The sequence below is a fragment of the Kocuria sp. NBRC 114282 genome, from assembly GCF_030268385.1.
Lineage (GTDB): Bacteria > Actinomycetota > Actinomycetes > Actinomycetales > Micrococcaceae > Kocuria > Kocuria palustris.
On the sequence record NZ_BSQO01000001.1, the window covers coordinates 757958 to 783407 of the forward strand.

Here is a 25450-nt window from a genome sequence, read left to right on the forward strand (position 1 = left end):
GAGGGCGACCGTCGGGTCGACGCTTCCGTGCACCGGATCGGTTCATCAGGTGCACGGAAGCGTCGATCCGACGCCGCCCCTGGGGCTGCGCAGCCCTCAGACCGCGCAGAGGTCGCTTCGTGTGAGGAAGCGCCGGCCCAGCGGCGCCTCGAGCGAGAACCCGGAGCCGCGCCCGGGCACCGCGTCGATGAGCAGCCGAGTGTGCTTCCACGCCCCGAACTGCTCGCGCGAGATCCACAGCTCCAGCTCGCCGAGCTCCTCCCCGGAGGCGTCGTCGAGCGTTGCGGTGCCCAGCAGGACGTCCGCGCCTCCCGTGCGGAACTCGCCGACCGGGAAGCACATGGGCGCGGAGCCGTCGCAGCACCCGCCGGACTGATGGAGCATCAGCGGCCCGTGGACGCCCCACAGCTCCCGCAGCAGCTCGACTGCGGCCTGGGTGTAGCCCACGCGCGCGACGTCGTCCTCCGGTCCGGGTCGTGCCTGCAGGGCGACGTCCGGCTCGTCCTGCGCGCCCATCAGAAGAAGCCCTGCGCCTTCTCGGAGTACGAGACCAGCATGTTCTTGGTCTGCTGATAGTGATCCAGCATCATCAGGTGGTTCTCCCGCCCGATGCCCGAGGACTTGTACCCGCCGAAGGCCGAGTGCGCCGGGTAGTTGTGGTACTGGTTCACCCACACGCGACCGGCCTGGATGGCGCGACCGGCGCGATAGCAGGTATTGGCGCTGCGGGCCCAGACGCCGGCGCCCAGCCCGTAGAGGGTGTCGTTGGCGATCGAGATGGCGTCGTCGTAGTCCTGGAACGACGTCAGCGACAGCACCGGCCCGAAGATCTCCTCCTGGAAGATCCGCATGTCGTTGGTGCCGGCGAAGATCGTGGGCTTGACGTAGTAGCCGTCGGCCAGATCGCCGGGCAGCTCCAGGCGCTCGCCGCCGGTGAGCACCTCCGCACCCTCCTTCTTGCCGATGTCCAGGTAGGAGACGATCTTCTCGAGCTGATCGGTCGAGGCCTGCGCTCCCACCATGGTGTCGGTGTCCAGCGGATCGCCCTGCACCATCTTCTCGACGCGCTCCACGCCGGCGGCCACGAACTCGTCGTAGATGGACTTCTGCACGAGCGCGCGCGACGGGCAGGTGCAGACCTCGCCCTGGTTGAGCCCGAAGAACGCGAAGCCCTCCAGCGCCTTGTCGTAGAAGCCGTCCTTCTCCTGGGCGATGTCCTCGAAGAAGATGTTCGGCGACTTGCCGCCGAGCTCCAGCGTCACCGGGATGATGTTCTCGGAGGCGTACTGCATGATCAGCCGGCCGGTGGTGGTCTCGCCGGTGAACGCGATCTTGCGGATGCGCGGGTTCGACGCCAGCGGCTTGCCGCACTCCACGCCGAAGCCGTTGACGATGTTGATGACGCCGTCCGGCACGAGGTCCTGGATCAGCTCCATCACGACCAGCAGCGAGACCGGGGTCTGCTCGGCGGGCTTGAGGACCACGCAGTTGCCAGCGGCCAGGGCCGGAGCCAGCTTCCACACGCCCATGAGGATGGGGAAGTTCCAGGGGATGATCTGGCCCACGACGCCCAGCGGCTCATGGAAGTGGTAGGCGACCGTGTCCTCGTCGAGCTGGGACAGCGAGCCCTCCTGCGCGCGGATCGCGCCGGCGAAGTAGCGGAAGTGGTCGATGGCCAGCGGGATGTCGGCGTTGAGGCACTCGCGCACCGGCTTGCCGTTGTCCCAGGTCTCCGCCACGGCGATCTTCTCGAGGTTCTCCTCCATGCGGTCCGCGATGCGGTTGAGCATCAGAGCGCGCTGGGTCGGGGTGGAGGCGTTCCAGGACGGGGCGGCGGCCCAGGCGGCGTCGAGCGCGGCCTCGATGTCCTCAGCGGTGCCGCGGCCGACCTCCGCGAAGGCCCTGCCGGTCACCGGGGTGATGTCCTCGAAGTACTGGCCCTTGACCGGCGGGGTCCACTTCCCGCCGATGAAGTGCTCGTAGCGGGACTTGAACTCGACCTTGGCATCGGGCTGTCCGGGGTGGGCGTAGACCGTCATGGGAGGCTCCTTCGACTCTCGCGGTGGGCTGCGCGACGACGAGGCATCGCCGATGTGATCTGCAGCACATTTCCACACTGTAGATCCCGAGCCGACGGGTCGCCAGGACATGACGCAGGTTCGGAGTCAGTTGCCTGGCTGTGACGGGAGCGGGCCTGGTCACGAGGCGGAGCCGGCGTCAGATCCGCGGTGCACGGCGCTCGGCGGACTGACCTGCCCAGCTCCCTGCGCCGAGATCGCGCTGAAATGCACCGACCTCTCCGAGATCCCGCTTCCGTGCGCGGATTCCGCGATTCAGCGCATGGAAGCGGGATCTCGGCGCCACGCGTGCACGGAAGCGGGATCTCGACGAGCGTGGACATGCGACGACGGCGGGCATCTCCTGCAGAAGGAGATGCCCGCCGTCGTCGTCCGGCCGGGGGTTCCCGGAAGCGGTGAGCCCTGGCGAGTCCCGGAAGGGGGAGTCAGGCCTGCGAGGCCCGACCGGAGCCGTGTGCCGCGGCCGAATCGGGGGCGGTGGCCCGGTGTGCGGAGGCGTCCTCGTCGGGGATGCGGGCCTCGGCGTCGCCGGGCTGGTCCGAAGCTGCGACGGCCTGCTGCGAGGAGGTCGTCTCCTCGACGAACGGGTCGCCGCCGCTGCGGGGGGCGTCGTAGAGCCCGCGGTCCAGGATGCCCTCGCGCTTGGCGACGATCGCGGCCACGACCGTCTGACCTGCCACGTTCGTGGCGGTGCGGCCCATGTCGATGATCGGCTCGATCGCCAGCAGCAGACCCACGCCGGCCAGCGGAAGGCCCAGGGTGGACAGCGTCAGGGTCAGCATGACCGTCGCGCCCGTGGTCCCGGCGGTGGCCGCCGAGCCCAGCACGGAGACCAGCGCGATCAGCACGAAGTGGATGGGCTCCAGGGGGACGTCGTAGAACTGCGCCACGAAGATCGCCGCCAGTGCGGGGTAGACCGCCGCGCAGCCGTCCATCTTGGTGGTGGCGCCCAGCGGGATCGCGAACGACGCGTAGCTGGAGGGCACTCCCAGGTTGCGCTCGCTCACGCGCTGCGTCAGCGGCATGGTGCCCAGCGATGAACGCGAGACGAAGCCCATCTGGATGGCGGGCCAGGCGCCGGAGAGCCACTGCCGGATGCTCAGCCCGTTCAGGCGCATGAGCAGCGGGTAGACGCCGAACAGCACGAGGGCCAGGCCCACGTAGAGGGTCACGACGAACACAGCCAGCGAGCCCATGGAGGTCCAGCCGTACTCGAAGACGGCGCGTCCGATCAGGCCCAGCGTGCCGATCGGAGCCAGGCGGATGATCCACCACAGCACCTTCTGCACGATCGCCAGCAGCGAGCGGATGACGTCCAGGAAGGGCTTGGCCGGCTCGCCGACCTTCAGCGCGGCGATGCCCACGACCATGGAGATCACCAGGATCTGCAGGATGTTGAAGCTGGCGGCGGCGTCGATCGCTCCGGAGTCGGTGAGCTCGGCGTCCACGCCCAGGCCCAGGAAGTTCACCGGCACGATCGACTGCAGGAAGCCCAGCCAGGAGCCCTCGGTGCCGGAGTAGGGCTCGGTGGGAGCCTCGATCGACTGGTTCGACCCGGGCTGGACGACGACGCCCAGGACCATGCCGATCACCACGGAGATCAGCGCGGTGATGCAGAACCACAGCAGGGTCTTCCACGCCAGGCGGGCGGCGTTGGTGACCTGATCCAGGTTGGCGATCGAGGCGATCACGGCCGTGACCACCAGCGGCACCACGGCCGCCTTGAGGATCGTGACGTAGGTGCTGCCGATGATGTCGAGCACCGACATCAGGGCGTTCGGCGAGGTCTCGGGATCGCCGCCGATGGCTCGGGCGATCAGGCCCAGGATCAGACCCAGGACCAGGGCCGCGATGACCTGGAAGGAGAAGTTGGACAGGAGGGCGGGGAGACGACGACGGGATCCGTCGTGCTCGGGCGCGCTGGCGGTGCGGGACTCTGCCGCGGAGGACGAGGTGGACATGCATGAAAGGCTAGGACGCTCGATGCAAGTCGCGCGAGGGAATATGACAGTCTGTTACGCGAAATCCCGGTGATGTTCCCCACCGACTCCCAGGGGAACACCAGCTCCGCGCGGTGCGTTGACCTCGCGCCTCATCTGCCGTGCCTGCGTGCGCGACGTCGCGCTATCCGTGCACGGAGGCACGTCGGCGCGACGGGGTACGGCCTACAGGCTCAGCGCGTAGTCCAGGGTGTCCAGACCCACGGAGCCGATGCCCAGGGCGCGGGAGTGGAAGCGGGCGAGATCGAAGTCCGCACCGGCCTGGGCGGCCGCATGGTGGCGCGAGCGCTCCCAGGCCTCCATCCCCAGCGAGTACGACGGCGCCTGACCCGGCCAGCCCATGTAGCGCATCCACTCGAAGCGCAGGCTGTCCGGGTCCATCACGATGTTGCGGCGCAGGAACGCCCAGCCGTCTTCCGGCGTCCAGGCCCGGCCCGGCTCGGCTCCGCCCAGGATGTCGCCGAGGCGCCCCGGGATCGTGAACCCGCAGTGGAAGCCGATGTCGAAGACGACGCGGGCCGCGCGCATCCGCTGCGCATTGAGCATGCCCATGCGGTCGCCGTCGTCCTCGAAGAACCCCAGCTCGGACATCAGGCGCTCCGCGTACAGCGCCCAGCCCTCGCCGTGCCCGGAGACCCACAGTCCGAGCCGGCGCCACAGGTTGAGCTCCTGCGCGTGGGCGACCACGTGCGAGAACTGCAGATGATGCCCGGGGACGCCCTCGTGGTAGACGGTCGTGCGCTCGCCCCAGGTGCGGAACACCTCCTTGCCCTCCGGCACCGACCACCACATCCGCCCGGGACGGCGGAAGTCGGCCGAGGGCGGCGTGTAGTAGATGCCGCCGTCGGAGGTGGGTGCGATCCGGCACTCGAGACGGCGCATCTCGTCGCTGATCTCGAAGTGGCTTCCGGACAGGGCGTCCATGGCGTGGGTGCTCACGCCCTGCATCCAGGTCAGCAGCTGGTGGCGGCCGTGCAGCTGGCGGTGGGGATCCTCGTCCAGGGCGTCCATGGCCGCCTGGATCCGGTCGTCGCCGGCGTGGTCCGGGAGGATCCGCTCGGCGGTCGCGCTCATCTCGGCCACGATGCGCTGCAGCAGGTCGATGCCCCACTCGTAGGTCTGGGCCAGATCGGGGCTCAGTCCCGTGAACTGCCGCAGGCGCAGCCGGTACTCCTCGGGTCCGACCGCCATCTCCTCGGGCGCCTCGCGGCTCAGCTCGCGCAGCTCGTCGGCGAAGCGCACGTAGGCCTGACGGGCCCGATCGACGCCCGAGTAGACGCTGCGTCGAAGCTCGGGAGGCAGCTGGGTCACCCGGGAGGAGCGGGACAGGTTCATGAAGGACCCGTTCGCGGAGGCATAGCCGTCGGCCAGCGAAGCGGCGTTGGCCAGCTGTGCCGCGGCGGTGACCGGCCCGTGGGCCTGCTGGTGGCGTGCTGCGACGATCGCGGAGTCCACGGCCTCGGGCACGCAGCGCAGCTGACGCTCGATGACCTCCCAGTCCTGCTCCGTGTACTTGGGCAGATTGTCGAAGGCCTCGCGGATCTTCTGCACGGGGGAGGAGATGTTGTTGATGCGCGATCCGTCCAGCCCGGCCTCGTGCAGGCGGGTGTCCAGGCTCAGCTGCGAGTCCAAGGCGTGGGCGGTCACGTGGTCGACGTCGTCGACGGGTTCGGTGCGCGCCAGTGCGGCGGCCGCCGCGCGGGTGACGTCGTACTCCGCCGACAGGCCCTCGGGGCTCACGTCGCGGTAGCCCCAGCCGTGGTCGGGGGCGCCCAGCTCGATGGCCCACGCGGGATTCAGCCGCAGCATGGAGCGGAAGTACTCCTCGGCCACGGCGTCCAGCGGCGTGGGGCGGCGACGCGGCTGCTGCGCTGCCTCCTGCTCGTGGTGCGAGGACGCGGAGTCGGAGGATGCGGAAGCCATGGGCCGAGTCTAGGCCGCGGTGCGCAACGGCCCCGACGTCACCGGAACGGCAGGGTGCGCCGCCAGGCCCCGCGGCCGGGGCGCAGCCGCAGGCCGAGGCGGGCCCGGCGGTTCTGGGCGCGTCGTCCAGCGGTGCCGCCGGCGGCCGTCTCTGTCTCCGCGGTGGCGGAGAGCACCACGGCGGTGACCGCCGCGACCTCCTCCGGGGTGGGGTTCCCGCCCACGAACTTCAGCATGGGAGCCTGCTGCTCGTCCTGCCCGGTGCCCAGGGCGTCCGTCTGCTCGGCGCTCACAGCGGGATGTTCCCGTGCTTCTTCGCGGGCGTGGAGGCGCGCTTGTCGCGCAGGCCGCGCAGGCCGCGCACGATGTTCTCGCGAGTCTCGGACGGGGCGATCACCGCGTCCACGTAGCCGAGCTGCGTGGCCTGGTACGGGTTGAGCAGGTGCTCCTCGTACTGGGTGATCAGCTCCTGGCGCTTGGCCTCGACGTCCTCGCCGGCCTCTGCGGCGGCCTTGAGGTCGCGGCGGTAGAGGATCTCCACGGCTCCGGAAGCGCCCATGACCCCGATCTGGGCCGTGGGCCAGGCCAGGTTGATGTCCGCACCGAGCTTCTTGGAGCCCATCACGATGTATGCGCCGCCGTAGGCCTTGCGCGTGATCACGGTGATCAGCGGGACCGTGGCCTCGGCGTAGGCGTAGAGAAGCTTGGCCCCGCGGCGGATGATGCCGTTGAACTCCTGGTCCGTGCCGGGCAGGAAGCCGGGGACGTCCACGAGCGTGAGGATCGGGATGTTGAAGGCATCGCAGTGGCGCACGAACCGCGCGGCCTTCTCCGAGGCGGCGATGTCCAGGGTGCCGGCGAACTGCATAGGCTGATTCGCCACGATGCCGATCGTGTGGCCCTCCACGCGGGCGTAGCCGATCATCACCGACGGCGCGTAGAGCTCCTGCATCTCCAGGAAGTGCCCGTCGTCGACGACGGCGGCGATGACGTCGCGCATGTCGTACGGCTGGTTCGCGGAGTCCGGGATCAGCTCGTCGAGTGCGAGGTCGTCCTCGGTCGGATCGGGGCCTTGGTCGTGCTCGAGCAGCGGCGCCTCGGCGAGGTTGTTCGAGGGCAGGAACTCGAGCAGCTCCCGGAGGAAGTCCAGGGCGTCGGACTCGTCCTCGGCCAGATAGGTGGCGGTGCCGGTGACCTCGTTGTGCTGGCGGGCCCCGCCCAGGGTCTCCATGTCCACCTCCTCGCCGGTGACCGTCTTGATGACGTCCGGGCCGGTGATGAACATGTGGGAGGTCTGGTCGACCATGATGATGTAGTCGGTCAGGGCGGGGGAGTAGGCCGCACCGCCGGCGCACGGACCCATGATCAGCGAGATCTGGGGGATGACCCCCGAGGCCCGCACGTTCATGTTGAAGATGTCGGCGAACATGGCCAGCGACGCCACGCCCTCCTGGATGCGGGCGCCGCCGCCGTCGTTGATGCCGATCAGCGGGCAGCCGTTCCTCAGCGCGAACTTCTGCGCCTTGACGATCTTCTCGCCGTTGGCCTCCGACAGGGACCCGCCCAGCACCGTGAAGTCCTGCGAGTAGACGACCACCTGTCGGCCGTCGACGGTGCCGTAGCCGGTCACCACGCCGTCGCCGGCGAACTTCTTGGACTCCATGCCGAACGCGGTGCTCCGGTGCTCCCGCAGGGCGTCGAACTCCACGAACGAGCCCGGATCCAGCAGCTGGTCCACGCGCTCGCGCGCAGTGCCCTTGCCGCGGGAGCGCTGTCGCTCGAGGGCGGCCTCTCCGGCCGGGGCGTACGAGCGCTCTCGGCGCTCGCGGAAGTCGGCGATCTTGCCCGCCGTCGTGGACAGGTCGTGGGTCATGGCACCTCAGAGCTCATACGGGGCGCTCGGGCGCCGTGCCGGCCGATGGGCCAGTGCGGCGGGAGCATGCGGGCGGTGGGATGCAGGCCAGTCTAGGGAGGGCCTGCGAGCAGACCCGTTGTGGGGGATCTACAACATCAGGGGCTCCGGCAGGGCCGTGCGGGATCTTCCCGTCGTCCGGGTCGGATCAGCCGAGCTGGCCGATCGAGATCTTCCACGGCCGGGCGGTGCGCTCGGTGATCACGCCGACCTCCAGGAGGGGATCGGGCGCCAGCAGCTCGAGCGCGGCCTCCGGGGTCTCGGCGCGCATGAGCAGCAGGGCACCGGCGGGAAGGTCGTCGTCGTAGGGGCCGGCGAGCACCAGGGAGCCGTCGGCGAGCAGCTCGCGCAGGAAGTCGCGGTGGCGCGGGCGGTGCTCGGTCAGGGCCTGCGGGTCCCCGCCGTAGACGTAGGTGACGGCGATGATCGCCATGGCGCTCTCCTGTCATGGTCGACGGCGAGCAGTCAGTGGATTCCCCGGAAGTCACCTGCAGGCGCTCCGGGAGCCCGACTACTACTGTGTATAAAACGAACATAGCGGGCCGCTCGGACGCCACGAGCAACCCGCTGCGGATGTCGGCCCAAGGGTGGTCGGCACCGGGCGGTTCGTGGACCGAGGCACTGACAGCACGGGCCTCGCCCGCGGCCTCGCCCGGCGGTGGAAGAAGCGGCGGACGAGGCAAGGACCGAGACAGGAGCGACGATGACCCCCACGGACCCCCGGGCCCAGGCCGCCCCTCTGCTCGACGACGCCCAGACCGACCGGCTGGCGGAGGTCCTGCGCTCGCCGTTCGAGGTCCTGCCGCAGATCCCCTCGACCAACGACGAGCTGGTGGAGCGGGCCCAGCGTGCAGCCCGTCGCGGACAGCCGCTGCCCGATCTGAGCCTGCTGGCCGCCGAGCACCAGTCCGCGGGCCGCGGGCGCCTGGACAGGAAGTGGGTCACCGGACCCGGCGACGCCCTGACCTTCTCCCTCCTGCTGCGTCCCGCGCACGGCTCCGGTCCCACGGCTGTGCCGCTGCCGACGCAGAGCTTCCCCTGGCTGACCGTGCTGCTGGCCGCGGCGATCGCCCAGACCCTGCGCGCTCAGGGCATCGAGGCCTCCCTGAAGTGGCCCAACGACGTCCTCGTGGAGACCGGGAGCGGCTTCCGGAAGATCTGCGGCGTGCTGGCCTCGCTCGTGGTCCACGACGGCCCCGCCCCGGCCCTCGTGCTGGGCGCCGGGCTCAACGTGGCCGTCGCCCCGGAGGGCGCTGCCAGCGTGCGCGGCGAGGGATCGGAGGCCTCGCGCGGCGACCTGCTCGTGGAGATCGCCGAGCGCTTCACCGCCCTCTACCGCCTCTTCGCCGAATCCCCCGAATCGCTGACCGGGCCCGGAGAGCTGCGCGCAGCCGTCGAGCAGCTGCTGTCCACGCTCGGGCGGCGCGTGCGCGCCGAGCTGCCCGGCGGGCAGGCCCCGCTCGAGGGAGTGGCCGTGGGCCTGGACGAGCGGGGCGCGCTGCTGATCGACCACGACGGCGGACGCACCGCCGTCTCGGCCGCCGACGTGGTGCATCTGCGCCCGATCGAGGAAGGAGACCGAGCATGAGCTCACGGCTCGAGCTCGGCCCCGGCGAGCAGGTGGTGGTCTCCACGCGGGCCCATGCCAGCAAGCTGTGGCGCCCCCTGGCGGTGCTCGTGATCGCCGTGTTCCTGCACTCGCTGCTCCAGCGTGCGCTCGAGGTCCGCTGGCGCCCCATGGACCAGCCGTGGACGACCGTCCACACCGCCCTGGGCTGGGTCGTGACTCTGCTGCTGCTCCTGGTGATCCTGCTGGCTGTGCTGCGCCCGGTGATCCGCTGGGCCAGGACCCGCTTCGTGCTGACGGACCAGCGGCTGATGCTGCTGGGCCCGTCGGCGCCGTCCGGGGGAGTGCGCATCCCGCTGGCCTGGCTCGTGTCCGTGCACGGCAGCCGCGCCCGCGGCCCCATGGGCGGTGCCGGGATCGGCACGCTGAGTGCGGACTTCGGGCAGGCGGGGATCCTGCGGCTGGGCCACTCGCCGAGCGTCCAGGAGTTCGCCGGCCTGATCGAGGAGAAATCCGCCCGCTTCCGTCGTCAGCAGGGCCCCGGAACCCCCGGACCCGCCTACGGGTGGAGCCCCCAGGCCCCGGGCGGGTATCCTCCGGCGGGGCCGAGCACAGGGGCCGCCTGGTGATCGGCCCGCGCACAGCGGCCCGGCGCGCGACCCCGTCGACGTGCACGGCCGCGGCCTCAGAGGCCGGGCGCAGAAGCGGAAGGAGCGCAGCATGACGGATCGCGATCCTTCACGGCCAGGCGCGCAGTCCTGGTTCTCGCGCCTGCGCGGGGCCGGCTCCTCGCAGCGACCCGCCGATCCGGCCGCCCGGCCCGCGCACCCGTCCGCAGCCCGGACCGGCTCCGAGGACGGCTCATCGCGGCCGACGACCACGCGCGAGCTGCCCGTCGTGGGCCCCGCCACCGGGAGTCGCCTCGGGCAGCCGCCGGCCGAGGGGTCGAGCGGTCCCTCGGGCGATCCTGGCGCGCATCGGGTGGACGGGGAGCTCGACGAGACCTTCGAGGACCCCGAGGTCGGCCCGCAGACGGCGGCGATCAACCTCAACATGCATAACCCGGTGCAGGCCGATGCCTACGGCTCCCCGGAGTCCCGCGAGGCCTTCCACGGCCTGGAGTACGGTCTGCTGGGCGGTGAGCGCACCATGGACCGCAAGCGCGCCGCCCACGCTGGAGGGCTGTCCATCCTCAGCGCCCGCAAGATCTGGCGAGCCATGGGCTTCCCCAACATGAGTGCCGACGAGATCTACTTCACGCAGCGCGACAGCCAGGCTCTGCGCCGGATCTCGGGGATCGTCGAATCGGATCGGCTCTCCGAGGAGGCGGCGCTGTCGCTGATCCGGGCCATGGCGCAGATGACCGACCGCATGGTCGTGTGGCAGGTCGAGGCCATCGTCGAGGACCTCGTGATGAACCGCGGATACTCGGATGCAGAGGCTCGGCAGGAGCTGCTCGAGCTGCTGCCGCGGATCCAGGAGGACCTCGAGTACCTGCTGCTCTACACCTGGCGCCGCCAGCTCAACGGCGCCGTCCAGCGCCTGGCCATGCGCCAGGAGAGGTCCATGGATGCGCCCCAGCCGGATGAGGTGGGCGACGAGTCCGCCTCGCTGCCGCTGGCCCGCGGGATCGGCTTCGCGGACATGGTCTCCTTCACGACCCTGTCCCGGAAGATGAACGAGCGCACTCTCGCGGCTCTCGTGCAGCGCTTCGAGCAGCGCTGCGCGGAGATCATCTCCGCAGGCGGGGGCCGCCTCATCAAGACCATCGGCGACGAGGTCATGTACATGTCGGAGTCCCCGGAGGAGGGCGCGCTGATCGCGCTGGCGCTGCGACGTGCCATCCTGGAGGACCCCGAGCTGCCCAAGACAAGGGTCGGATTCGTCTGGGGGCGGGTCCTCCCGCGCCTGGGCGATCTCTACGGGCCCACCGTGAACCTGGCCTCGCGACTCGTCGCGCTGGCCGAGCCCGGGGGCGTCCTCGTCGACGCCTCCACGGCCTCCGTCCTGGAGGACGACGACAGATTCATCCTTGACCCGCAGCCGCCGCAGAGGGTGCGGGGCTTCGGCGACGTCCGCCCCGTGCGGGTCACCGCTGGGACCGGCCCCCAACTGGAAGTTGACTACGAATGAGTGCTCCGCTCGTCATCAGAGCAGGCGCCGCGACCGACCGCGGTCGTCACCGGGAGACCAACGAGGACTCGCTCGTGGTCACCCGGACCATGTGCGCGGTCGCCGACGGCATGGGCGGTCACGAGGCCGGCGAGGTCGCCTCCGCCATGGCCGTGCGCACCCTGGGCGGCTCCGCGCTGTTCAGCTCCCGCAGGCCCGCCGAGGTCGAGGTGCCCGCCGAGCCCGAGCCGCCGGAGGACGTGGCGCGGTTCCGCGAGCGGATCGAGCGCGAGATGAAGCTCGATCCGGAGATCCCGGCCGAGGCCCTCGTGCTGGTGCGCAAGCTGCGTGCGGTGCTCCACCAGGCCGACAGCTCCATCCAGGACGAGCTCGGCGGGCGTGCGGGGACCACCGTCACCGGTGCCTGGCTGGTCGAGATGGGAGGCGATCCCTTCTGGGTGGTCTTCAACATCGGCGACTCGCGCACCTACCGCCTGCTGCGCCCCCAGGGGGAGGCCCCCGCGCCAGATCACGCTGCGGTCGCCAAGCGGGCCACGGATCAGTTCTCCGCCTACAAGGAGGCGGGAGTGGAGGTCACGGACGTCATCCCGATCTCCGACGAGCGCGTGGAGCCGCCGCAGCAGGTCGGCCTGGAGGAGGGCTCCTCCACCGAGCGCCTCACCCCCGTGCCGGGCGCGCCGGAGGCCCCGCAGCCTGAGCTGCAGCAGATCACGGTGGATCACTCGGAGGTCCAGTACCTGGTCTCGATCGGGCAGATCACCCCGGCCCAGGCCATGGTCCATCCGCGCCGCAACGTGATCACGCGCGCGCTGGGCACCGGCCAGGTCTGGGAGCCGGACGTGTGGGTCCTGCCGGCGCGAGCCGGCGATCGCCTGGTGCTGTGCTCGGACGGGCTCACCGGCGAGGTCTCCGTGGCGCACATCGCCCGCGTGGTGCACTCGGTGCCCCACCCCAAGGAGGCCGCCGACGTCCTGGTCAACGCCACGCTGCGCACCGGGGCTCGCGACAACGTCACGGTGATCGTCGCCGACGCCGTGAGCTCGCGCCCGGCCGACGAGGACACCACCACGTTCGTGCCGATCGAGCTGCGCCACGAGCTCGACGGCGGCGCCGCCTAGGTCCGACCTCCATCAGGTCGGCGGCACCGGACCGCCGGCCTGCGCACCGATCCGCACCGGCCCGCACCGCTGCGCGGTGAGCGCTCGGCCTCGCGTCGACGATGCCCGACCTGACGCGGCGTCGCGGAACCTGCGCCGGCCGGCCGCTGCCTCACCGCTGATTCCAGCTCTGCGAGCTCCAGGAACGGCGCCGTGCTGCCCTGGCCCTCTGAAACCGCCGCCCCCGCCCCCATCGAGTGGCGCCGTGGTGTGCGCTGGAGCTCCTCGCTGCACCGAGTGGCCCCGGGGTGTGCGCCGCCGCGTCCAGACGCACACCCCGACGCCACTCGACGGAGCAGGGCACACCACAGCGCCACTGGATGTCGCCGAGGGGATGACAGGGCGGGTTCGACGCCCGACCTGGCACCCGGCCCCAGCGGCCGAGGCTGCGCAGCAGGGGGCGATTGCGGGCATGGGGCGGGGCCCCGGGACCGATGTCCCGGGGCCCCGCCCCTCGTCAGGCTGAGCTCGTGCGGCACGAGCCCAGCCGGTGCGCTCACATGGTCTCGAGCGGCTCGTCCAGCGTGGGATCGGCCTGCGCGGGCGCGGTCTGATCAGCGCTGGGGTGCTCGGCGTCCGAGGAGTCCCGGGACGAGCCCTCGGCCGCGGCGGCCACGCCGGCCGCCTCCTCGGCGGCGCGGTGATCGGCAGCCTCCTGCTGGCGCTGGGCCTCGGCGCCCGAGGCGATCTTGGCGCGCAGCAGCTCCTGCGGGAAGTCGAAGGCCGCCACCACGTCCATGATGTGCGGACGCAGGCGCCCGACCAGGCGCTGCAGGTAGGCATCGACCATGCGACCGCGCATCAGCGACAGGCGGCCGTGGGCCAGGTACCAGTCCAGGTTCTCGTCGATGATGCTCAGCCCGAACAGGTCGCGCAGCCAGATCATGACCTGGCGGGTGCCGTCGTCGTCGATCTCGTCGAGCGCCCGGGTGAAGGCCTCCCACTGCAGCAGGTGCCCGTGGGCTCGGGCGGCCTCGATGAGGCGGTTCTGGTTGCGGTCGAAGGCGTCGGCGGCTGCCTGCGGGTCGGAGCGGTCCGCGCCGCGCATGTTCTCGGCGGCCTCCTCGACCATGGTGCGCACGCGATCGGAGAGCAGGCCGTGCTGCGTCTCCGGATCGCGCAGGAAGTTGACCGAGCGGCGGGGGTCGCCGGTGTCGCGCAGGACCTGGGAGAGCCCGCGCAGCCCGGAGCGGCTGAGCGTGGTCTCGGCGGCGCGGCTGGCGGCCCAGCGCGCCTTGCCCGCGGCCGGCAACGACGAGATGCCCTTGGCGAAGTCGCCGAGAAGGCGCTTGGCCACCAGCTGCATGAGAACGGTGTTGTCGCCCTCGAAGGTCGCGTAGACATCCAGGTCGGCGCGCAGCCCGGTGAGGCGGTTCTCGGACAGGAAGCCAGCGCCGCCGCAGGCCTCGCGGCACTCCTGCAGGGAGTCCAGGGCCAGACGGGTGGAGGTCGCCTTGAGCGCGGCGGCCATGGTCTCCAGGTCCTGGCGGGACTCGTCGGTGTCGTTGCGCCCGGAGAAGACGCCGTCGAAGGCCTCGAGCAGCTCGTCGTGGGCGAAGCCCGCGGCCAGGACCTTGGCGACCAGCGGGAACAGGCGGCGCTGGTGCTGGTGGTAGTCCAGCAGCACCGACTCCTCCTCGCCCTTGACCGGGGCGAACTGACGGCGCTGCGAGGCGTAGGTCAGGGCGATGTCCAACCCGGCGCGCGCGGCGATGATCGACGCACCGTCGAGGGAGACGCGGCCCTGGACCAGCGTGCCGAGCATCGTGAAGAAGCGGCGGCCCGGGGACTCGATGGGGGAGGTGTAGGTGCCGTCCTCGGACACATGGCCGTAGCGGTCGAGCAGGTTCTCGCGCGGCACGCGCACGTGGTCGAAGTGCAGGCGGCCGTTGTCGATGCCGTTGAGACCGCCCTTGTGGCCGTCGTCCTCGCCGCCGACGCCGGGCAGGAACTCGCCCTCGTCATCGCGCAGCGGCACGAACAGGGCGTGGACCCCGTGGTTCACGCCGTCGACGATCAGCTGGGCGAACACGACGGCCGCGCGGCCGTGCAGAGCGGCGTTGCCCAGGTAGTCCTTCCAGGCCCCGCGGTGGGGCGTGTGGATCTCGAACTCCTGCGTGCTGGCGTCGAAGGTGGCGGTGGTGGCGATCGAGGCCACATCCGAGCCGTGGCCGGTCTCCGTCATGGCGAAGGCGCCCGGGATCTTCAGGGACCAGATGTCCTTGAGCCAGCGCTGGTGGTGCTGCTCGGTGCCCAGGTTCACGACGGCGGAGCCGAACAGGCCCCACTGCACGCCCGCCTTGATCTGCAGCGACGGATCCGCGAGGACGAACTCCTCGAAGCCCGAGAGGTAGGAGGCGGGATCTCCTGAACCGCCCAGGGAGGCAGGCAGCCCGGCGCGCACGGCATCCGACTCGGCCAGGATCGACAGGTTGTCGAAGGTCTTCTCCCGGTGCTCGGACCAGTGGGTGCCCGGGGCGATGTGCAGGCGCGGGTCCGCGGCCAGGCGGCGGGCCTGGCGGCGCTGCTCGGCCCAGCGCCCGGCCAGGATGTCGCGCAGGACGTCGTGGTCGACGACAGCGCTCTCTGCGGCAGGGTCCAGGTGAGGGCCGGCTGCCTGCTCGGCGGCTGCGGTGGTGCTCTTCTCGGCGATGGTGGTCATGGTGTCCTCCTGCGGTGGATCGGCTCGGCCGCTGTGCGGCCTGTCGGGAGTGCTGGGACGGTTCAGTGCGAGGTCGAGTGAGAGGGCGACGGCTCAGGGCGAGGCGCGCGCCGGGGTCTGGGAGTCAGCGGCATCGGAGCCGGGCGGGGTTGTGCCGGCGATGATCCAGCCGGTGACGATCTCCACGAACTCGTCGAGCTGCGGGCGCTCGTCCCTGCTGCGGTCATCCGGCTCGGAGAGGCTCCAGGACTCTCCGGCGCCGCGGGCCATCCCGACCACGCCGGCGGCCCAGTAGCGGGCCATCGCCGGTTCGAGCCATCGCTCGGTGGGGGCGTGGCGGCGGTGGGCCTCCACCAGCAGATCGGCGACGGCGGCGGCGAAGCGGCCCACGGGGTCCTCGCTCGAGCCGTCCGTGCCCTGGGTCACGAAGCGGTAGACGTCCGGGGCGTTCTCTAGCTGCCAGAGGTACTGCTCCACGATCGTGCGGATCGAGGCGCGGAACGACGGGGCCTCCGCGGCCGCGCTGCGCATGCGCTGGGCCATGCGCTCGACCACATAGGTGGCCAGCTCGCGGCGCAGGCCCTCCTTGTCCTTGAAGTAGCGGTAGAAGACCGACTTGGAGGTGCTGCAGGCCGCGGCGATCTCCGCCATGGAGGCGCCGGGGCCCAGCTCGGCGACGGCGCGGCGGGACAGCCGCAGCAGCTCGAGGCGGCGCTGCTCCCGGTGGCGGTTCCATCGGCGGGCGCGGCCATCGGCCTGCTGCGGGTCCTCGGCGGTCCCGAGGCGGTTGCGGTGCTGCACTGCTGAGCGGTTCACGATACCGAGAGTATCAGGTACTCTCGGTATCTAGTGACCCAGATCGCAGAAAGATGCGCGATCGACCGATCCTCGATCCACAGGAGATCCCCCATGACCGCCTCTGCAGCCTCCGAGTCCGTTCCCACCCCCGCAGATCTCGCCCGCGGCGCCGAGACGGGGGAGACCGCCCCCCGCCTGCGCTCGGCGTGGGTCGTGGCCGGCGACCGCATCCCGTTCGCCAAGTCCGGCGGCGCCTACGCCCAGGCCTCGGTCCAGGACATGTTCACCGCCGTGCTGGACGGCCTGGTCGCACGCACCGGGCTGGCCGGACAGCGCCTGGGAGCCGTCGCCGGAGGTGCTGTGCTCAAGCAGCCCAAGGCCTTCAACATGGTCCGCGAGTCCGTGCTGGGCTCCGCACTGGATCCGCGCACCCCGGGCATCGACGTCCAGATGGCCTGTGCCACCGGCATGGAGACCACTTCGCTGATCGCCAACAAGATCCGCTGCGGCCAGATCGACGTCGGGATCGCCGGAGGTGCCGACTCGGCCTCGGACGCCCCCATCGTCGTGGGCGAGGGCCTGCGCCGCGTGCTGCTCGAGCTGAACTACGCCAAGACCACCGGCGCCAAGCTCAAGGCCCTGTCCAAGCTGCGCCCCGGCGATCTCGCCCCCGTGGCCCCCGGCGTGGCCGAGCCGCGCACGGGACTGTCCATGGGCGAGTCGCAGGCGATCACCGGCAAGAAGTGGGGCGTGACCCGCCAGGCCCAGGACGAGCTGGCCGCCGCCAGCCACCAGAACCTCGCCGCTGCCTGGGACCGCGGCTTCTTCGACGACCTCGTGACTCCGTTCCGCGGCGTCCGCAGGGACACCACACTGCGTCCGGACACCACCGCCGAGAAGCTCGCCGGGCTCTCCCCGGTCTTCGGCAAGTCCCTGGGCGAGGCCACCATGACGGCAGGCAACTCGACTCCCATGACCGACGGCGCCTCGGCGGTCCTGCTGGCTTCCGAGGACTGGGCGCGCGAGCACAAGATGCCGCGCCTGGCCGAGGTCGTGGACGTCGAGTCGGCGGCCGTGGACTTCGTGGACGGTGACGAGGGCCTGCTCATGGCCCCCGCCTACGCCATGCCGCGCCTGCTGGCTCGCCAGGGGCTGCGCCTGCAGGACATCGACCTGGTCGAGATCCACGAGGCCTTCGCCTCCACGGTCGTGGCCACCCTGACCGCCTGGGAGGACGAGCAGTTCTGCCGCGAGCGCCTGGGCCTGGACGAGCCGGTCGGCCCCGTGGACCGCTCGCGCCTGAACGTCAACGGCTCCTCGCTGGCGACCGGACACCCCTTCGCCGCCACCGGCACCCGCATCGTGGCCTCGCTGGCCAAGGAGCTCAAGGCCCGCGCCGTCGAGCTGGGCCGTCCCACCACCGGTGTGATCTCCGTGTGCGCCGCCGGCGGCCAGGGCGTCGTGGCCCTGCTGCGCGCCCAGCCGCAGGACTGACCCGCCGGCAGCACACACCTCCGAGACCTCGCACGCACTCCTTCGAAAGGCCCTCGCATGCCCAAGACCCCGCGCTGGACGCGAACCCTGACCGACCTGCGCTCGTCGCAGGACGCCTACCTGGATGTCGTCGCCACCGGCCCCGGCCGCTCCGTGGCCGGCGCTCTGGGGCTGCCCGCCCCGGTGTCGCTGACCCGCCACGAAGCCGGGAGGCCGGAGAAGCCGCGCACCGTGCTGGTGATCGCGGACGAGTCGTCGTCGGCTGATGCCGATGCCCTCGCCCAGTCGCTGAGCGCTCGCGGGCACGACGTCCGCCGGGATGCCCAGGCCGTCGCCGAGGGATCCGAGCGGATCCAGGCCGCGCTGCTGGTGCTGAGCCAGGCGCACGGGCCGTCGGATCTCACGGCGCCGTCGCTGTCGCTGGGCTCCGTGCTGCGCCGGCTCGACCGCGGCGCCCGCGTGGTGGCTGTCTCCCGTGCAGCGGAGGGCGTGGCAGCAGGCTCGGCCGTCGCCGTGTCGGCCTCGGCCGTCGAGGCCGGGACCGAGTCCGTGCGCCGCAACGCGGCCCGGCAGGGCGCGGTCGGCCTGGTCCGCTCGCTGGCCCAGGAGATGCGCGGAGGGGCCACCGCCAACGGCATCGTGGTGGCGGACGGCGTCGCCGTCGATGCCCCCTCCGTGCTCGGCGGCCTCGACTTCCTGCTCTCCGGACGCAGCGCGTTCGTCTCGGGGCAGTTCCTGCCCGTCACCTCGGAGGCCGGACCCGCCTCGCTGGCTCAGGCCGCGCTGGGGGAGACGCCGCTCGAGGGCCGGGTCATCGTGGTCACCGGCGCCGCCCGCGGGATCGGCGAGCAGATCGCCCGTCTGCTGCACGCGCAGGGCGCCCAGGTCGTGCCGATCGACGTCCCGGCCGCCGGTGACGCCCTGGCCAAGCTGGCCAATGCGATCGGGGCCGCCTCGCTGCCGCTGGACGTGACCGCCGATGACGCCGGCCAGCGCATCCTGGAGCACTGCCGGACCCGGTTCGGGCGGATCGACGGCATCGTGCACAACGCCGGGATCACCCGAGACAAGATGCTGGCCAACATGGATGAGGGCCGCTTCGCCTCGGTCCAGGCCGTCAACGTCGAGGCCCCGCTGCGGATCACGCAGCAGCTGCTGGCCGACCCGCTGGCCCAGGGGCTGCGGGTCGTGGGGCTCGCCTCCACCTCGGGCATCGCGGGCAATCGCGGGCAGACCAACTACGCGGTCTCCAAGGCCGGCGTGGTCGGGATGGTCGCCGCGCTGGCCCCGGAGCTGGCCGCCGGCGGCGGCACCGCCAATGCGGTGGCTCCAGGCTTCATCGAGACGGAGATGACCGCCAAGATCCCCATGGCCCGGCGCCAGGTCGCCCGCCGCCTGAACTCCCTGCAGCAGGGAGGCCTGCCGGTGGACGTCGCCGAGGCCATCGCGTTCCTGCTCTCGGATGCGGCAGCCGGGATCTCCGGGCAGACCCTGCGCGTGTGCGGGCAGAACCTGGTGGGAGCGTGAGCATGCACGACCAGCAGACGCACCTCGACGGCGCCGATCGCGACGTCGTCCTCCTGCCCGAGCTGCCCGCGCTCGGCCCGCTCTACGCCCGGGCGGCCGGGGGATCGGCACTCGGCGCGGGCACCCGCACGGTCCGCGGCCTGTGGGCCAAGGCGGCCGGCGCGATCCCTGGGCTGGGCTCGGGCAGCGCCTCCTCCGGCGGGACTCGGCTCGAGCTGCCGGCGGTGGACCTGCTCGTGGCCGACGTCCCCGTCGACGACCAGGCACACCGCGGCTTCTGCGAGGTGGTCGGGGCCCCGATCCGCACGCGGCCCGACGGCGGCGTGGAGGCCTTCAGCGGCTATCTGCACGCGCTGTCGTTCCCCGCTGCCATGGCGCTGCTGACCCGCGAGGACTTCCCGCTGCCGCTGCTTGGGCTGGTGCACCTGTCCAACTCGGTCGTGCACGAGCTGCCGCTGCTGGTGGGCGAGCACGTGGGCATCACGGTGCGCGCCCAGAACCTGCGGCCGCATCGCTCCGGGGCGCAGTTCGACGTCGTGGCGGAGCTGCGCACCGAGGACACCCAGGAGCTGGCCTGGACGGGGACCTCCACGTACCTGGCCCGGGGCGTGCGCCTGCCGGAGGAGGAGAAGGCCGAGCAGGCATCGCGTCCGGAGTTCGAGGCGCCGCTGCCCACCGCCCGCTGGCAGCTCGGCGCCGACACCGGTCGGCGCTACGCGGCCGTCTCCGGGGACGTCAACCCCATCCACCTCAGCGGGGCCTCGGCCAAGGCGCTCGGGATGAAGGGCGCCATCGCCCACGGCATGTACACGGCCTCACGCGCCCTGGCCATGGTCGATGCCCCCGCGCCGCTGCGGTGGGACGTCGAGTTCGGCGCCCCGCTGCTGCTGCCCGGAGCGCCGTCCGTGGCGGTTCAGCGCGACGGACGCGGCACCGAGCTGCGCACCGCCGAGGTCGTGGTGTGGGATGCCCGTCGCGGCCGTCCGCACGCCGCGCTCAGCGTGCGCAGGCTCGACGAGCACTCGCGGCGCCGGCACGTCGCCTACTGAGCTCTCCCGGGAGCGCTCTCGGATCGCCGGGGCGGGCAGGATCTGCGGGTCCTGCCCGCCCCGGCGTCGTCGACGCTGTGTCGTCGGAGCAGTGCGCCACAATGACGGGGTGAGCCAGCAGAACAGGACCGCGGCGCAGGCCGCGAAGGCAGCCGAGCAGGACCAGCCCGTCGAGATGTCCGCGGGGGAGATCCCGGCGGACGCCCTGCGGGAGGAGTACGCCGAGCTCGTGGAGCGCGTGCGCCAGGCGCGGGTGGAGTACTACCAGCAGGACGCCCCCACCGTCTCGGACGCCCAGTACGACCAGGACTACCGGCGCCTCGAGGAGCTCGAGTCCCTGCATCCGGAGCTGCAGTCCAACGACTCGCCCACGCAGGAGGTCGGCGGCGAGCCCTCGGCGGCCTTTGCCCCGGTGCGCCATCTCGAGCGGATGTACTCGCTCGAGGACGTGTTCTCCATCGACGAGCTGCGCGCCTGGCTGGAGCGCGCCGAGACCCAGGTCCAGACCCTGCACGGGGCCGCCGAGCTGCGCTGGCTCACCGAGGTCAAGATCGACGGCCTGGCCATCAACCTGCTCTACCAGGACGGCCGCCTGGTCCGGGCGGCCACCCGCGGCGACGGCACCACCGGCGAGGACGTGACCCACAACGTCGCCACCATCGCCACCATCCCGCAGCAGCTGCGCGGAGACGAGATCCCGCGCCAGATCGAGATCCGCGGCGAGATCTTCATCTCCACCCAGGACTTCCAGACGGTCAACGCCCAGCGGGTGGAGGAGGGCAAGGCGCCGTTCGCCAACCCCCGCAATGCCGCCGCTGGCTCCCTCCGGCAGAAGGACCCGGCGGAGACCGCCAAGCGCCCGCTGTCCATGTACGTGCACGGCATCGGGGCCGCCGAGGGGCTGGAGATCAGCGCCCAGTCGGAGGCCTACGACCTGATGGCCACATGGGGCCTGCCGGTGAGCCCGTACTCCCGGGTGCTGAGCAGCATCGACCAGGTCGTGGAGTACATCGACGAGTACGGGGACAAGCGCCACTCCCTGGACCACGGCATCGACGGCATCGTGGTCAAGGTCGACGACCGCGCCACGCAGCGCCAGCTCGGGCACACCTCCCGCACGCCGCGGTGGTCGGTGGCCTACAAGTATCCGCCCGAGGAGGTCCACACCAAGCTGCTGGACATCCGCGTGGGCGTGGGCCGCACCGGGCGCGTGACCCCGTACGGCGTGATGGAGCCGGCCCTCGTCGCCGGCTCCACGGTGGAGATGGCCACGCTGCACAACCAGGACGTCGTGCGGGCCAAGGGCGTGCTGATCGGGGACACCGTCGTTCTGCGCAAGGCAGGAGACGTCATCCCGGAGATCGTCGGGCCCGTCGTCGCCCTGCGCGACGGCACCGAGCGCGAGTTCGTGATGCCCACCCACTGCCCGTCGTGCGGCACCGAGCTGCGCCCGGCGAAGGAGGGCGACGTCGACATCCGCTGCCCCAACGCGCGGTCGTGCCCGGATCAGCTCAAGGAGCGGGTCTTCCACGCGGCCGGTCGCGGCGCCTTCGACATCGAGGCGCTGGGGGAGGAGGCCGCCGTGGCGCTGACGCGTCCGGCAGAGCCCGCCGATCCGCCGCTGACCTCGGAGGCCCAGCTCTTCGACCTCTCCGCCGGGATGCTGAAGGACGTGAAGATCGAGCGGCAGAAGCGCGGGGCAGGGGCCCGGCCCGGGGACACCGAGCTCGTGCCGTACTTCTGGACCAAGGGCAGCGCCAAGCACCCGTCCAAGCCCAGCGCCAACACGGTCAAGCTCTTCGACGAGCTCGCCAAGGCCACCTCTCAGCCGCTGTGGCGCGTGCTCGTGGCGCTGTCCATCCGGCACGTGGGCCCCACGGCGGCGCGCTCGCTGGCCACGGCCTTCGGCTCCATGGACCGGATCCGCGAGGCCTCGGAGGAGGAGCTGGCCGCCACGGACGGCGTGGGCCCGGTGATCGCACGGGAGGTCATCGACTGGTTCCAGGTGGACTGGCACCGCGAGATCGTCGAGTCCTGGGCCGCTGCGGGCGTGCGCATGGAGGACGAGGTCGACGACTCCGTTCCCAAGGTCCTCGAGGGCCTGACCATCGTGGTGACCGGCACGCTCGAGGACTACTCCCGCGACTCCGCCAAGGAGGCGATCCTCACCCGCGGCGGCAAGGCCTCGGGGTCCGTGTCCAAGAAGACCGACTTCCTGGTGGCCGGCGCCTCGGCAGGATCCAAGTTGGAGAAGGCCGAGTCGCTGGGGGTCACGGTGCTGGACGAGGCCGACTTCACGCGGCTGCTCGCGGAGGGGCCGGAGGCCTTCCAGGGCCCCTCAGAGGAGGCTGAGGATGCCCAGGTCCATGCGGAGGACTGATTGGTCAACGAATGTGAGCAGCATCTCGCCTGCCTCCTGACGCCCCGCTGACCTGCGCCGTCGTGGGTCGAACGGGCCTTCGGGCGGGGCTGCGGGCTCCGTTCGAGCTGTCCCCTCAACAGCGGGTCGTGACCTGACCGTGACCTTGCTGTTATGGTGCTGTGACCTCGCGAGGCGCGCCGGAGATCCGGGCGGATCGTCGAGGGAGGGAACGGCTCTCGCGGTCGTCCCGCTGAAGGGATCTGGATCCTCGGGGGTCAACCTTTCAGATTGGCATAGATCACAGCTCAAAAGGGTTGCCAAGCCGAATCGTTACGGTATCGTGATCTTCGAACTTCCGGAGAGGGCCTGCGGGCTCCGATCCAGCACCTCGACTGCTCGTCGGGTGCCCCACGAAATCCAGGATGCAGTCAGCCGTCATCGCTGTCGACAGCTGCATCCCTGACCCAGACCACTTGGAACGGAAAGACAGCGACGCTATGACGCCGGGGACGGCACGAGCGGAGACGGCGCCGTCTTGGAGCCTGTCGTGAAGAAGACCATCAAGAACACCATCGTCGCCGGCACCGCCTCCGTCATCGGCGGCGTGGCCCTCCTCGGTGCGGCTGCCCCCGCCCAGGCCGACCAGTGGGATCAGCTCGTCGAGTGCGAGGCAAGCGGCAACTGGAACGCCAACACCGGCAACGGATTCTCCGGCGGCCTGCAGTTCACCCCGCAGACCTGGGCCGCCTTCGGCGGATCCGGCAGTGCCGCGAATGCCTCGAAGGGCGAGCAGAAGGCTGTGGCTGAGCGCGTGCTGGCCGAGCAGGGCTGGGGCGCCTGGCCTTCCTGCTCCCAGAAGCTGGGCCTGTCGGGAGCTTCGGGCTACTCGGGTGCCGCTGCCTCCACCCCGGCCCCGGCTGCTGAGACCCAGGTCTCCACCCAGTCCGTCGAGACCCCGGCTCCGGCTCCGGCCCCGGCCGCTGAGGAGGCCCCCGTGGCCCAGGCTCCCGCCGCTGAGGCACCCGCCGCCCAGGCTCCCGCCGCTGAGGCTCCGGTCGCCGAGCAGGCCCCCGCCGCTGAGGCTCCGGTCGCCGAGCAGGCCCCGGTCGTCGAGTACACCGCTCCGGCCGCTCCGGTCGCCGAGCAGCCCGCCGTTGCCGGCACCTACACCGTCGCCTCGGGCGACACCCTGGGCTCCATCGCGGCTGCCCACGGCACCGACTGGGAGACCCTGTTCGCCGCCAACGCGGACACCGTGGCTGACCCGCACCTGATCTTCGTGGGCCAGACCCTGAACATCCCCGCCTGATCCACTCGATCAGTCTCCGCACCGACGGAGATCTGACGATCATCTGATCGTCAGCAGGGACCGAGAAGCCCCGCAGTGTTCACGCTGCGGGGCTTCTCGCATGTCCTCAGGAAGCTTCGGGACCCCGAGAGCTCGCCGAGCGCCGAGTGGTGCGCCTCTTCCACTGGCTGGAGTCGGCACGCACCCCGCTCAGCGCATCGATCGGCCCCAGATTGTGATGTGGGCGCCTGTGGCACATCGAGTGGTCTCGGTCTGTGCTCATGGGGCCCCGCGCAGATCGAGTGGTGCCGCAGTGCGGCTCTGGGGCCTCAAGCGCACATCACGGGGTCAGTCGATGGGGGCCGGCACACGCTCAGGCCACTCGATGGTCGTGACCGCGACGGTGGCTGACGGGAGCACACACGGAGACCGCTCGAGGACGGAGCCGTCGGCGTACCGATCGAGGAGATCACGCGCGCGGGCCTCTCGATGCGGGCGACCTGCCGGAGGAGGCTGGCGGTGCTCAGTCCTGCGGGTCGCCCGATACCGAGGGGGTGGTGCCCTCAGCAGGCTCGGTCTGCGAAGCGCTCTCGGAGGACTCGGGCTGAGCAACGTCCGCGGAAGCCTCGGGTTGCGAGGCGGCACGGGAGGACTCGGAGCGAGACGCACCCTCGGAAGGCCGGGGGCGGCGCAGGAGGGAAGCCTCGCGCTGCTCCACGGTCGGGTCCTCGAGCTCGGTGGACTTGGCGCCGCCGCGGCCGCCGATCCTGTAGCCCTGGACCAGAGTGAGGCTGACGCCGTCGCGGTGCTCGATCTCGATCACCAGCGCAGGAGCCCCGGAGCGATCCGGGAGTGTGGCCGGCAGGGCGAGTGCTGCGCCCAGCAGCTCCGGGGCCTTCTCGAGAGCCATGGCGCGCAGGGCGGCCTCGGGATCGTCGGAGTGGTGCAGCTCGGTGAGCTCGGCGGCATCCTCGGGCTCGAGCTCGTCGACGGTGGCGCCCTCCTCGGCGGGCTCGATGCTGTCCAGCTCGAACTCCCCGTCGCGGCGCGCGGTGATGAGGAAGGCGGGGAACGCGCCGAAGTCCTCCAGCTGCTGCAGGGCCACGGTCTGCACGTGGGCGGCCATCTGATCGACGGTGTCGGCGGTCGCCTCGGAGACGCCCTGCCGCCAGGCGTTCGCCGCGTCCTGCGAGGGCGTGCGCGCTCCGGGGGAGGGGCGCGTCCCCGCTCGGGCTGCTGCCTTGGCGCGGCGCGCTGCTCCGCGGTCCTTCTTCGGCTTGCCGTCCTTCTTGGCCATGCGGGCCTCCTTCCGCCCTTCAGGGGCAGGTGGTGCGGTGCCCCGGCGAGGGGGCGTCTGTCGTCTGCCTCCAGGGTAGGCGTCGTCGGCATCCCGACGGTGCCACTCGGTGGGCGGGGCCGGGCGCGGCCGCTCCGGTCGGAGCGGGGTCTGTCCGGGGCGGCGGATAGGATGGGCCGAGCTGGCCCCGTCGTCGAGCCTCT

Annotated in this window: 19 protein-coding genes; 9 read left to right on the forward strand and 10 right to left on the reverse strand. The window is 71.5% G+C overall.

Translation table 11 applies throughout. From position 1 onward, the window contains the following. Window positions 1–96: 96 nt before the first annotated feature. The 7 genes from QSJ40_RS03450 to QSJ40_RS03480 form a co-directional block, all read right to left on the reverse strand. Entirely contained in the window at window positions 97–516 is a 420-nt protein-coding gene (locus QSJ40_RS03450; RefSeq protein WP_285728769.1) for a DUF779 domain-containing protein, read from the reverse strand. Next, window positions 516–2039, reverse strand: coding sequence for an acetaldehyde dehydrogenase ExaC (exaC, locus tag QSJ40_RS03455; RefSeq protein WP_285728771.1), 1524 nt, complete (start codon window positions 2037–2039; stop codon window positions 516–518). Before exaC ends, QSJ40_RS03450 begins: the two co-directional genes overlap by 1 nt. 464 nt (window positions 2040–2503) lie before the next feature. Then, the gene (locus tag QSJ40_RS03460; protein WP_285728773.1) at window positions 2504–4039 is read right to left on the reverse strand and encodes a dicarboxylate/amino acid:cation symporter; all 1536 of its coding nucleotides are present in this window, start codon (window positions 4037–4039) and stop codon (window positions 2504–2506) included. A 204-nt stretch (window positions 4040–4243) separates the two neighbouring features. Then, window positions 4244–6001: a DUF885 domain-containing protein gene (locus QSJ40_RS03465; RefSeq protein WP_285728775.1), complete on the reverse strand. Its 1758-nt coding sequence runs from the start codon at window positions 5999–6001 to the stop codon at window positions 4244–4246. A 38-nt stretch (window positions 6002–6039) separates the two neighbouring features. Further along, a complete protein-coding gene (locus QSJ40_RS03470; RefSeq protein WP_053447707.1) occupies window positions 6040–6294 on the reverse strand; it encodes an acyl-CoA carboxylase subunit epsilon in 255 nt (84 codons plus the stop codon). Beyond that, the gene (locus QSJ40_RS03475) at window positions 6291–7874 is read right to left on the reverse strand and encodes an acyl-CoA carboxylase subunit beta (protein ID WP_024290083.1); all 1584 of its coding nucleotides are present in this window, start codon (window positions 7872–7874) and stop codon (window positions 6291–6293) included. The genes QSJ40_RS03470 and QSJ40_RS03475 overlap by 4 nt, the downstream gene beginning before the upstream one ends. A gap of 187 nt (window positions 7875–8061) precedes the next feature. Continuing rightward, window positions 8062–8346 (reverse strand): YciI family protein, encoded by a 285-nt coding sequence (locus QSJ40_RS03480; protein WP_285728779.1) that lies wholly within the window; start codon window positions 8344–8346, stop codon window positions 8062–8064. Between the two features lie 270 nt (window positions 8347–8616). On the opposite strand from QSJ40_RS03480, the gene QSJ40_RS03485 reads away from it, so the two are divergent. The 4 genes from QSJ40_RS03485 to QSJ40_RS03500 all read left to right on the forward strand — a co-directional run bounded on the left by QSJ40_RS03485 (window position 8617) and on the right by QSJ40_RS03500 (window position 12731). Beyond that, complete coding sequence (locus QSJ40_RS03485; protein WP_285728781.1) at window positions 8617–9501, forward strand: biotin--[acetyl-CoA-carboxylase] ligase; 885 nt, start codon at window positions 8617–8619, stop codon at window positions 9499–9501. Beyond that, complete coding sequence (locus QSJ40_RS03490; protein WP_006215018.1) at window positions 9498–10109, forward strand: hypothetical protein; 612 nt, start codon at window positions 9498–9500, stop codon at window positions 10107–10109. The genes QSJ40_RS03485 and QSJ40_RS03490 overlap by 4 nt, the downstream gene beginning before the upstream one ends. Before the next feature lie 91 nt (window positions 10110–10200). Beyond that, entirely contained in the window at window positions 10201–11613 is a 1413-nt protein-coding gene (locus QSJ40_RS03495) for an adenylate/guanylate cyclase domain-containing protein (protein ID WP_285728792.1), read from the forward strand. After that, entirely contained in the window at window positions 11610–12731 is a 1122-nt protein-coding gene (locus QSJ40_RS03500; RefSeq protein WP_024290088.1) for a PP2C family protein-serine/threonine phosphatase, read from the forward strand. The genes QSJ40_RS03495 and QSJ40_RS03500 overlap by 4 nt, the downstream gene beginning before the upstream one ends. A 535-nt stretch (window positions 12732–13266) precedes the next feature. On the opposite strand, the gene QSJ40_RS03505 is transcribed toward QSJ40_RS03500, so the two are convergent. Both QSJ40_RS03505 and QSJ40_RS03510 read right to left on the reverse strand, forming a co-directional pair. Then, complete coding sequence (locus tag QSJ40_RS03505; protein WP_285728794.1) at window positions 13267–15432, reverse strand: acyl-CoA dehydrogenase family protein; 2166 nt, start codon at window positions 15430–15432, stop codon at window positions 13267–13269. A gap of 93 nt (window positions 15433–15525) precedes the next feature. Continuing rightward, entirely contained in the window at window positions 15526–16248 is a 723-nt protein-coding gene (locus QSJ40_RS03510; protein WP_268143933.1) for a TetR/AcrR family transcriptional regulator, read from the reverse strand. Between the two features lie 93 nt (window positions 16249–16341). Here QSJ40_RS03510 and QSJ40_RS03515 point away from each other — a divergent pair, with 93 nt between their 5' ends. The 5 genes from QSJ40_RS03515 to QSJ40_RS03535 all read left to right on the forward strand — a co-directional run bounded on the left by QSJ40_RS03515 (window position 16342) and on the right by QSJ40_RS03535 (window position 23971). Further along, window positions 16342–17724, forward strand: coding sequence for an acetyl-CoA C-acetyltransferase (locus QSJ40_RS03515; protein WP_285728797.1), 1383 nt, complete (start codon window positions 16342–16344; stop codon window positions 17722–17724). Between the two features lie 57 nt (window positions 17725–17781). After that, complete coding sequence (locus QSJ40_RS03520) at window positions 17782–19251, forward strand: 3-oxoacyl-ACP reductase (protein ID WP_285728799.1); 1470 nt, start codon at window positions 17782–17784, stop codon at window positions 19249–19251. Between the two features lie 2 nt (window positions 19252–19253). Beyond that, window positions 19254–20300 carry a MaoC family dehydratase gene (locus QSJ40_RS03525; RefSeq protein ID WP_285728801.1) on the forward strand — a complete coding sequence of 349 codons (1047 nt, stop codon included), beginning with the start codon at window positions 19254–19256 and terminating at the stop codon, window positions 20298–20300. Between the two features lie 175 nt (window positions 20301–20475). Continuing rightward, a complete protein-coding gene (ligA, locus tag QSJ40_RS03530) occupies window positions 20476–22680 on the forward strand; it encodes an NAD-dependent DNA ligase LigA (RefSeq protein ID WP_285728899.1) in 2205 nt (734 codons plus the stop codon). A gap of 529 nt (window positions 22681–23209) precedes the next feature. Next, window positions 23210–23971: a LysM peptidoglycan-binding domain-containing protein gene (locus tag QSJ40_RS03535; RefSeq protein WP_285728803.1), complete on the forward strand. Its 762-nt coding sequence runs from the start codon at window positions 23210–23212 to the stop codon at window positions 23969–23971. 502 nt (window positions 23972–24473) lie between these two features. On the opposite strand, the gene QSJ40_RS03540 is transcribed toward QSJ40_RS03535, so the two are convergent. Further along, entirely contained in the window at window positions 24474–25247 is a 774-nt protein-coding gene (locus QSJ40_RS03540) for a hypothetical protein (RefSeq protein ID WP_285728805.1), read from the reverse strand. Between the last annotated feature and the right edge of the window lie 203 nt (window positions 25248–25450).